This window comes from Actinomadura logoneensis (genome assembly GCF_003428695.1).
GTDB classification, from domain to species: domain Bacteria; phylum Actinomycetota; class Actinomycetes; order Streptosporangiales; family Streptosporangiaceae; genus Spirillospora; species Spirillospora logoneensis.
The window spans coordinates 1-9,257 of the sequence record NZ_QURH01000976.1 but is presented as its reverse complement, the minus strand read 5'-3'; the positions used below and the strand labels follow the sequence as shown (position 1 = coordinate 9,257).

8 protein-coding genes are annotated in these 9,257 nt (G+C 74.7%); 2 read left to right on the top strand and 6 right to left on the bottom strand.

Going from position 1 to position 9,257, the window contains the following annotated elements; genetic code table 11:
* The 3 genes from DZF91_RS33175 to DZF91_RS33165 form a co-directional block, all read right to left on the bottom strand.
* Window positions 1-1,050 (bottom strand): sensor histidine kinase (locus DZF91_RS33175; protein WP_235834752.1); only part of this gene is annotated, 1,050 nt, incomplete at its 3' end.
* Window positions 1,051-1,275: 225 nt separating this feature from the next.
* Complete coding sequence (locus tag DZF91_RS33170; protein WP_117360996.1) at window positions 1,276-2,007, bottom strand: ABC transporter permease; 732 nt, start codon at window positions 2,005-2,007, stop codon at window positions 1,276-1,278.
* A complete protein-coding gene (locus DZF91_RS33165) occupies window positions 2,004-2,981 on the bottom strand; it encodes an ABC transporter ATP-binding protein (RefSeq protein ID WP_117360995.1) in 978 nt (325 codons plus the stop codon). The genes DZF91_RS33170 and DZF91_RS33165 overlap by 4 nt, the downstream gene beginning before the upstream one ends.
* A 162-nt stretch (window positions 2,982-3,143) precedes the next feature.
* On the opposite strand from DZF91_RS33165, the gene DZF91_RS42425 reads away from it, so the two are divergent.
* Window positions 3,144-5,828, top strand: coding sequence for an AAA family ATPase (locus DZF91_RS42425; RefSeq protein ID WP_235834751.1), 2,685 nt, complete (start codon window positions 3,144-3,146; stop codon window positions 5,826-5,828).
* 10 nt (window positions 5,829-5,838) lie between these two features.
* A complete protein-coding gene (locus DZF91_RS33150) occupies window positions 5,839-6,894 on the top strand; it encodes a winged helix DNA-binding domain-containing protein (RefSeq protein ID WP_117360994.1) in 1,056 nt (351 codons plus the stop codon).
* Here DZF91_RS33150 and DZF91_RS33145 read toward each other — a convergent pair.
* From DZF91_RS33145 to DZF91_RS33135, 3 genes are read right to left on the bottom strand one after another with little or no spacing between them, the layout of a single operon-like run.
* A complete protein-coding gene (locus DZF91_RS33145) occupies window positions 6,887-7,732 on the bottom strand; it encodes a 5-oxoprolinase subunit C family protein (protein ID WP_117360993.1) in 846 nt (281 codons plus the stop codon). The genes DZF91_RS33150 and DZF91_RS33145 overlap by 8 nt on opposite strands.
* A complete protein-coding gene (gene pxpB / locus DZF91_RS33140; RefSeq protein WP_117360992.1) occupies window positions 7,729-8,349 on the bottom strand; it encodes a 5-oxoprolinase subunit PxpB in 621 nt (206 codons plus the stop codon). The genes DZF91_RS33145 and pxpB overlap by 4 nt, the downstream gene beginning before the upstream one ends.
* Window positions 8,346-9,098 (bottom strand): LamB/YcsF family protein, encoded by a 753-nt coding sequence (locus DZF91_RS33135; RefSeq protein WP_117360991.1) that lies wholly within the window; start codon window positions 9,096-9,098, stop codon window positions 8,346-8,348. The genes pxpB and DZF91_RS33135 overlap by 4 nt, the downstream gene beginning before the upstream one ends.
* Window positions 9,099-9,257 lie beyond the last annotated feature (159 nt).

Below are 9,257 nucleotides of genomic sequence, written 5' to 3'. Positions count from 1 at the left end.
GGCGAGCCCGTTGCCGCCGCCGCCCGGACCCGTCCCGCCGGCCGCGTTCGGCGCGTTCGGCGTCGTGGCCGCCGCGCCCCGGCCGTCGTCGGAGATCTCCACCGACGCCTCGGACCCGTCGTTGCGCACGGTGATCACGCACCGTTCCGCGCCGCTGTGCCGGATCACGTTCGTGACGCCCTCCCGGACGACCCAGCCGAGCAGCGCGTCCGGGTCGGGCGGCAGCGGTCCGCCGGAGCGCCGCAGCACCGCCCGGACGCCCGCGTCGGCGAGCGCGGTGCGGGCGTGGTCGAGTTCGGCGGCCAGGCCCCGCCCGCGGTAGCCGCTGACGGCCTGCCGGACCTCGGTGAGCGCCTGCCGTCCGACCTGCTCGATGTCGGCGGCCTGCGCGGCGGCGAGCGCGGGGTCGCGCTCGGCGAGCCGCCGGACGGCCTGCGCCTTCACCACCATCAGCGACAGCGTGTGCCCGAGCAGGTCGTGCAGGTCGCGGGAGAACCGCAGCCGCTCCTCGGCGACGGCGGCGTGCGCCAGTTCCTCGCGCGCCTCGCGCAGCAGCGCGATCACCGAGAACAGCCGGATGACGATGGCGGTGACGGTGCTCGCCGAGACCGTCCCCCACCAGATGCTGCCGGCCCCCGAGCCCTTCATCCCGCCGAGCCAGATCGTCACGCCCGCGGCGGCCGAGACCCCGCCGGCCAGCACCAGCAGCCCCCACTCGGGACGCGGCGACCGGTTCGGCAGGTGGCCCGCGACCGTCCCGGCGGCCAGTCCGGCGAGGGGGAAGAAGACGTACCAGCGCGAGCCCAGCTCCGCCGACGCGCAGGCCGCCGCGGCGGTCAGCAGGACGACGCCCGCCGCCGGCAGCCACAGGGGCAGGCGCGCGTCGAACGCCGCCATGACCGTCCCGAGGTACACGGCCACGAACCCGGCCAGCAGCGGGAGGGCCAGCCACCACGGATGCGCCGACCCGCGCAGGACGTCGTGGAGCGGCCACCAGGTGAGGAACACCCAGAACGCGAACCCCCAGGGCGAGGGGCCCTTGTCGTCCATCCGCTCAAGGTCCATGGAGGGCCGTCGCGGAACACGGTCCCGGACGGCCTGCCGGGCGGCCCGCACCCCGGTGAGGCGTCGCATCAGCAGTCCACTTTTCGCACGCGGATACCGTATGTCCACCTGGTCAGACCTCCTTCACGAACCGGCCACAGCATCCGCACGGCCCGGCCACCTGGCGCCGTCCCGCGCACCAGGGACGGGCTGCCGCGCTCGGCGGTCCGGTCACACCGTCTGCGCGGCGCGGCGGTAGGCGATCACCGAGAACACCGTGAACGCCGCCGCCCACGCGGCCAGCACCCCGACGCCCACCAGGGTCGGCGCGTGACCGCCCGCCACTTTCCAGGACAGCTCGCCGTACCGGTTGACGGGCGTGACGCGCGCGATGTCGGCGACCCAGGACGGCATCAGCCTGATCGGGAACCACAGTCCGCCGAGCAGCGACAGGCCCATGTAGAACGCCAGTCCGGCCATCTGGGCCTTCTGCGCGGTCAGCAGGTAGCCGAACCCGACGCCGAGGACGGCGAGCGGCGAGATCCCGGCCCACAACAAGAGGATGACCGCGATCCAGCGGCCGGGGGAGAGCGAGACGCCGTCCACCAGGCCGCCGGCCAGGCACACCGCGAGGATCGGCGGCAGCGCCGCGACCATCGCGCACACCGCGCGCCCGACGACCACCTGGGACGGTCCGAGCGGCAGCAGCCGCAGTTGCCGGATCCAGCCGAGGGGCTTGTCCTCGGCGATCGAGACGCCGTTCGTCATGACCGCGCCGATCGCCCCGAACCCGGCCATCCCCACCATCGAGTACACGGCTGCGTCGGAGCTCGTCCCGCCGCCGAGGTCCAGGTTGGTGAAGACCAGGTACATCGTCAGCGGCGACACCAGCGTCATGAGCAGGTAGCCCGGGTCGCGGAGCAGCCTGAGCATCTCCAGCCGGACGTAGTGGACGAGCATCATCGGACGGCCTCCTCGGCCTGCGTCGGACCGGCCTGAATGTGATCGGCCTGAATGTGGTCGGCCTGCGTGTTGTCGGTCTTGATCGGGTCGGTGTGGGTCAGGGTCAGGAACGCCTGCTCGAGGCTCGCGCCCGTGACCTCCAGGTCGCGGACGGCTCCGGCGGTGGCGAGCGCGAGCACGGTCGCGTCCGCGTCGGTCGTGTGCAGCCGGAGGCGGCGGCCGTCGGTCTCGCTGCTCAGCACGCCGGGCAGGTCCGCCGGGTCGCGACGTAGCGCGGACGCGTCGATGCTGACGGTGCGGCCGGGCACGCGGCGCTTGATCTCCTCGCTGGTGCCGTCCGCGACGACCCGGCCGCGGTCGACGACCACGATCCGGTCGGCCTCGGCGTCGGCCTCCTCCAGGTAGTGCGTCGAGAACAGCACGGTCGCGCCGCGTCCGGCGCACGCCCGGATGGCGGCCCACAGCTCGTGCCGGGACTCGATGTCCAGCGCCGCGGTCGGCTCGTCCAGCACCACCAGGTCGGGCGCGCCCGCCATCGCCAGGGCGAACCGGACCCGCTGGGCCTGCCCTCCGGACAGGGCGTCCGCGCGTCGTCCGCCCAGGTCGGAGATCCGCGCCAGGTCCATCAGCTCGTCCAGCGACGGCATCGGGCCGCGCGCGACCGCGGCGTGCGCCCGGTGGGCGAACCCGACCAGCTCCCGCACCTTCACGCCGCCGACGAGGCGTCCGGTCTGCGGCATCGCGCCGACCCGTCCGGCGCGGACGGCGCGGTCCGGTGTGCCGCCGAGCACGCGCACCGTGCCCGTGTCCGGCGTCCGCAGCCCGAGCATCATCGAGATCGCCGTCGACTTGCCCGCTCCGTTGGGGCCGAGCAACGCGACCGTCTGTCCCTGGGCCAATCGCAGGGACAGCCGGTCCACCGCCCGGACCGCCCCGAAGCTCTTGCCCACCTCGTGCATTTCCACCGCGTCCATGCCGTCGACTGTAGAAATCACCAGGTCATGCGCAGCAGAGCCGGAAATCCGCGTTCCGGCAGTACAAATGTCCCGGTTGACACAGAGTGATGTGGCCATGTGGGGGAAGCTGGTCGGGGAGGGGTGCCGCTGGGGCAGCTCCTACGCTTTACTCGGGTTCTGATGACGTTGTTCGGTGGCTCCGGCTCCCGCCCGGCGGCAGGGATCGCGGCGCGGGACCTCTTCGAGCGTCTGCGCTGCGGGTACTTCCATGTGCCGCCCGGACTCCGGTTCCTGGGCGGACTCGTGCTGCTGGCCGGGGTCGTCGCGGCGGCGGCCGTCCTGAACCTGCCGGTGCCGAGCGCCGCGGCGTTCGCGGTGATCCTGCTGGTGGTCGTCCATCTGACGCTGCGCTCGCCGGCCGGGATGGCGGTCGTCGCGGTGATCGCCGGGTGGCTCGCCGCGTCGGTGGGCGTCGGACGGCTCTACTCGGGGCATCCGCAGGTCTACCTGAGCCCCGGCGTCCTGCTGGCGCTGCTCGCGCTTCCCGTCGCGGTCGTGGCGCTGCGGCTGCGCGGCTACGCGCCCTGGCGGACGGCGCTCGTGGCGCTCGTGCCCGCCGGGATCGTCGCGGCCGGCTCGGCGGTGTCCGTGCCGGAGCTCTCGGTGGGGCCCGCGTGGGTCGCGGCACTGGCGGTTCTGGCGTACCGCTGGGACCAGGCCCGGCGGACGACGTCGGCCGAGGCGTACGAGACCGGGTGGGTGCAGGAGCAGTCCGCCGGACGCGCCGACGGCGGCGCGAGCCCCCGCGAGGTCCGCCCACCCGACGGGAAGGGGCCCCGCGACCCGAGACCGTTCGACGGTAAAGGCCGACGTGACGGCAAGAACCCGCGTGATGGTAAGAACCCGCAGGACGCCAAGCCGTTCGACGCCAAGCCGTTCGACGGCAAGCACCCGCGCGAGTCCAAGCCGTCCGATGGCCGGTCCCCGCGTGAGCACAGGTCAGCGGATACGCCGAGGAAGCGCCCCGGGCACGAGGACGAGGCGGTCCCGCCCGCCGGTGTCCCGGCGGCGACGCGGGCGGCGTACGAGGAGCGTGCGGCGGCGGAGGTGCGGCCGGTGGACGAACCGGACGGTCCGACGGTCGGGGACGCGCTCGCCGAGCTGGCGGCGATGGTCGGCCTCGCCCCGGTGAAACGGCAGGTCAGGTCGCTCGCGGCGTCCATCGAGGCGGCGCATCTGCGGGCCGCCGCCGGGGTGCCGACCGAGAAGCCGCTGCGGCACCTGGTGTTCGTCGGTCCGTCCGGGACGGGGAAGACGTCGGTGGCGCGGGTGCTCGCGCGGATCTTCCACGCCTTCGGGCTGCTGCCGACCGCGACCGTGGTGGAGGCGACGCGCGCGGACCTGGTGGGGGAGTACCTGGGCGCGACGGCGCTCAAGACCAACGCGCTGGTCGACTCGGCGCTCGGCGGCGTGCTGTTCGTGGACGAGGCGTACTCGCTGGTCAACGCGGCCGAGGGGCAGCCGGACCGGTTCGGGGACGAGGCCGTCCAGACGCTGCTGAAGCGCGCCGAGGACGACCGCGACAACCTGGTCGTCATCCTCGCCGGCTACGAGGACCGGATGAGCGCGTTCCTCGACTCCAACCCCGGCCTGGCGTCGCGGTTCGGCACCCGCGTGCACTTCCCGTCCTACAGCGCGGACGAGCTCCTGGAGATCGCGGGGCTGCACGCGGAGCAGCGCGGCGACAGGTTCGACGACGCGGCGCGGGCGCGGCTGCGCGACCGGTTCGCCGAGGTCCACAGGCGCGGGATCGTGGACGAGCTCGGCAACGGGCGGTTCGTCCGGTCGCTGACCGAGGTCGCCGCGCGCGCCCGGGACCTGCGGGTCGTCGCCGCCGACCGGGACCGCGCGCCCACCGCGGACGAGCTGGTCACCCTCACGGCCGCGGACGTGGAGACGGCGTTCGCCGAGCTCACCGAGCGGTACCGCGGCTACGCCGAGACCCCGACGCTGGAGGAGGCGCTCGGCGAGCTGGACGCGATGATCGGCCTGGCCCCGGTGAAGCGGCAGGTCCACCAGATCGCCGCGCAGCTGCGGGTGGCCCGGATGCGGCAGGAGCAGGGCCTGGTCACCCGCCCGCCGACCAGGCATTTCGTGTTCACCGGTCCGCCCGGCACCGGCAAGACGACGGTGGCGCGGGTGCTCGGCCGCATCTTCGCCGCGCTCGGCCTGCTCGCCCGCCCGGACGTGGTGGAGGTGCAGCGCGCGGACCTGGTCGGCGACCATCTGGGCGCGACCGCGCTGAAGACCGACCGGGTGGTGGACTCGGCGCTCGGCGGCGTGCTGTTCGTGGACGAGGCGTACTCCCTGGCGAACGCCGGTTACGCGGGCGGTGACGCGTTCGGCGCGGAGGCCGTCCAGACGCTGCTGAAGCGCGCGGAGGACGACCGTGACCGCCTGGTCGTCATCCTCGCCGGGTACCCGGACGACATGGACCGGTTCCTGGCGTCCAATCCCGGTCTGGCGTCGCGGTTCGGTGAGCGCGTGGACTTCCCGTCCTACGGCCCGGACGAACTGCTCCGGATCGCGCAGCTCGTCGCGCGCCAGGGCGGCGACTCGTGGGCGGAGGCGGCCCTGGACGACCTGGCCCTGGTGTTCCAGCGGGCGGTCGGCCTCGGCCGGGTGGACGAGCTGGGCAACGGGCGTTTCGCCCGGACGCTGTACGAGAAGGCCTGCGCCGTCCGCGCGCTGCGCGCCGCGGAGCTGGGCGAGGCGGCGACCGCCGCCGACCTCACCACCCTCACCGCCGAGGACGTCCACGACGCGCTCGCCGAGCTCACCCACCGGCTGTCGCGAATGTGGTGAGATCATCCGCATGGAGACGGTGACCTGGGCGCAGGCCCTCGCCTGGCGGATGCGTCGGCAGCACATCGAGACCGTCACGGACGCGTCCGCGACAGAGGTCGTGCGGCGGCTCGCGGGCGTCCAGGCGCAGGTCGCGTCGGCCGCCGAGCTGGCCGTCCGGCTCCGCCGGCGGGATCCCGAGCGCATCACCGGCCTCATCGCGGAAGGCGCGCTGGTCAAGACGTGGGCGATGCGCGGAACGCTGCACCTGCTGCCCGCCGCCGACGCCCCCGCCTACCTGGCCCTCTGCGGCGCGGCGCGCACCTGGGAGAAGAAGAGCTGGCAGAAGAACTTCGGCGCGACGCCCGAGGACGTCGAGGCGATCGCCGAGGCCGCCCGCACCGCCCTCGCGCCCGGGACGCCCCTGACCCGCGAGGAGCTCACCGCCGCGATCATCGCCGAGACGGGCTCCACCCACCTCGCCGACGTCCTCGGCTCCGGCTGGGGGATGCTGCTCAAGCCGCTGGCCTGGATGGGCGTCCTGTGCCACGGGCCGTCCCAGGGCAGCCGCGTCACCTTCACCCGCCCCCCGTGGACGTCCCTCCCGCCCGTCGAGGACGCCGCCCGGGCCGTCCTGCGCGCGTTCCTCGCCGCCCACGGCCCGGCGACGCCCGACACCTTCGACGCCTGGCTCCTGCGCAAGGCCAGCCGCAGGAAGGACGTCCGCGCCTGGTTCGACGCCGCCGACCTCGCCCAGGTGGACGTCGAGGGCACGCCGATGTCCGTCCTGCCCGAGCACCTGGACGAACTCCTCGACACGCCGCCGTCCACGTCCGTCCGCCTGCTCGGCCCGTTCGACCAGTACATCCTCGCGGGCGGCACCGGCTCACCCCACCTCGTCCCGCCCGCGCACCGCGCCGACGTCAGCCGCACGGCGGGTTGGATCTCCCCGGTCGTCCTCCACCGGGGCCGCGTGGCCGGGGTCTGGGACGCCGCGAACCCCACCGCCGCCCCCACCCTCTTCGAACCCGTCCCCTCCCAGGCCCTCGCCGCCGAACTGACCCGCCTCCACACCCTGCTCAGCTGAGGCGGAAGCGGACCGGGTCGCCTGGGCGTAGTTGGGCGGCGGTGGGGATGTCGTGGTGGCGGACGACCGCGATGACCGGGTAGCCGCCCGTGGTCGGGTGGTCGGTGAGGAAGAGGATCGGCCTGCCGTTCGGGGGGACCTGGAGGGCGCCGGTGACCATGCCCTCGCTCGACAGTTCGCCTTCTCGCGCGCGTTCGAGGAGCGGGCCGTCGAGGCGGACGCCGACGCGGTTGCCGGCCGGCGTGACCGTGTACGGAGCCGAGGTGAGGACGTCCAGGGCGTCCGGGACGAACCAGTCGTCGCGTGGGCCGGGCACGATGTGCAGCACCGGTGTGGCCAGGGCGGACGGGACCGGCGCGAGGTCGACGGTGATCGGGGCGTCGGCGGCTCCGACCGGCAGGTGCGTGCCCGGGGCCAGCGGCGGGGGGCCGAGGTGCGAGAGCAGGTCGGTGGACCGGCTGCCGAGGGTCGGCTCGCAGTTCACGCCGCCCCTGACCGCCAGGTAGCTGCGCAGGCCGCGGCTCGGCGTCCCCAGGGTGAGGGTGCCGCCTTCCAGGACGCGCAGGGGCGCGTTCATGCCGTGCGGACGGTCGTCCAGACAGACGTCCAGGGGAGCGCCCGTCACCGCGATCCAGGCGGCGCAGCGGAAGCGCAGCGCGGCGTTGCCCAGGGTGAACTCGATGCCCGCCGCGTCCTCGGGATTGCCCACCAGACGGTTCGCCAGACGCAGCGACGGAGCGTCCGCCGCGCCCGAACGCGGGACGCCGAGGTGCGCGTAGCCGGGACGGCCGAGGTCCTGGACGGTGGCCAGCGGGCCCGGACGGACGACCTCGATCACGACCCGCGCTCCTCGACGAACCGGACCCGCAGCCCCGGCCGCAGCAGCGACGGCGGATCGCGGCGGACGTCCCACATCGTGAGGTCCGTGCGTCCCAGCAGACGCCACCCGCCCGGCGACGGCGACGGATACACCGCCGCGTACGGTCCCGCGATCGCCACCGAACCCGTCGGCACCGACGTGCGCGGCGAGGCGCGGCGCGGGACGTGCAGCGCCTCGTCGAGGCCCGTCAGGTAGCCGAATCCCGGAGAGAAGCCCAGGTAGGCGACCGAGTACTCGGCGGCGGCGTGGCGTTCGGCCACCTCCCGCACGCTCAGCCCGGTCAGCTCGGCGACCTCAGCCAGGTCCTCCCCGTCGTACCGGACGGGGATCTCGACCGGTGGCGCGTCCTCGGCGGCGGCCTCGCCCGGCTCCAGCACCGCGACCCGTGCGGCGAGCCGGTCCAGGTCGCAGGCGCCCGGCTCGGCGACCAGCAGGACGGTCCGCTCGCCGGGCACGATGTCGGTGACGCCCGGGAACGCGGCGTCCCGCAGCGCGCGGTGCAGGCGGTGCGCGTCGTCCAGACCGGACGTCTCGACGAGCAGCCCGCCGTCACCGGCCCGCCGGACCGTCCTCACGCGAACGGCCTCAGACGCACCCCGGCGTCCGCCAGCGCGGCGCGGACGCCACGGACCAGTTCCACGGCGCCCGGCGTGTCGCCGTGCACGCACACCGACCGGGGGCTGAGCGCCACCTCCGAGCCGTCCACGGCCGTGACCCGCCCCTCGGTCGCCATCCGGACGGCCCGCTCGGCGACCAGCGCCGGATCGCGCACGACCGCGCCCGGCTCCCGCCGCGACACCAGCCGTCCTTCGGGCGTGTAGGCGCGGTCGGCGAAACACTCCTCGACGACCGTCAGGCCGTCCGCCACCTCGAACAACGCCGAGCCCGGCAGCGTGAGCACCGGCAGCGTCGTGTCGTACGCGCGGACCGCGTCGGCGACCGCGCGCGCCTGCGCCGGATCGCGGGCCAGCCGGTTGTAGAGCGCGCCGTGCGGCTTCACGTACGCGACCCGCCCGCCCTCCGCGCGCGCGATCCCGTCCAGCGCGGCGAGCTGGTACAGCACCTCGGCGGTCAGCTCCGCCGGGGCGACGTCCATCTCGCGCCGCCCGAACCCGGCGAGGTCGCGGTAGGACACCTGCGCGCCGATCGCCACCCCACGCCCGACCGCCGCCGCGCACACCCGCCGCATGATCAGCGGGTCGCCCGCGTGGAACCCGCACGCCACGTTCGCGCTCGTGATCACGTCCAGCAGGGCCAGGTCGTCGCCCAGCTCCCAGACGCCGAAACCCTCACCGAGGTCGGCGTTGATGTCCATCACCGGCATGGCAAAGGTGTACCACCGCCCGGGCAGGTTCAGACGGCCCGGCTCGGTGCAGAAACCCGGCCGGGTTAAGACCGCACGGCCGGGTTCGGACGGCGCGGCCGGGTTCGGACGGCGCGGCCGGGTTCGGACGGCGCGGCCGGGTTCGGACGGCGCGGCCGG

Excerpts from the sequence above, each read along its gene's own strand:
- DZF91_RS33165 (WP_117360995.1), bottom strand. The coding sequence starts at position 2,981 with ATGGACGCGGTGGAAATGCACGAGGTGGGCAAGAGCTTCGGGGCGGTC.
- DZF91_RS33150 (WP_117360994.1), top strand. The coding sequence starts at position 5,839 with ATGGAGACGGTGACCTGGGCGCAGGCCCTCGCCTGGCGGATGCGTCGG.
- DZF91_RS33135 (WP_117360991.1), bottom strand. The coding sequence starts at position 9,098 with ATGCCGGTGATGGACATCAACGCCGACCTCGGTGAGGGTTTCGGCGTC.
- DZF91_RS33170 (WP_117360996.1), bottom strand. The coding sequence starts at position 2,007 with ATGATGCTCGTCCACTACGTCCGGCTGGAGATGCTCAGGCTGCTCCGC.
- DZF91_RS42425 (WP_235834751.1), top strand. The coding sequence starts at position 3,144 with ATGACGTTGTTCGGTGGCTCCGGCTCCCGCCCGGCGGCAGGGATCGCG.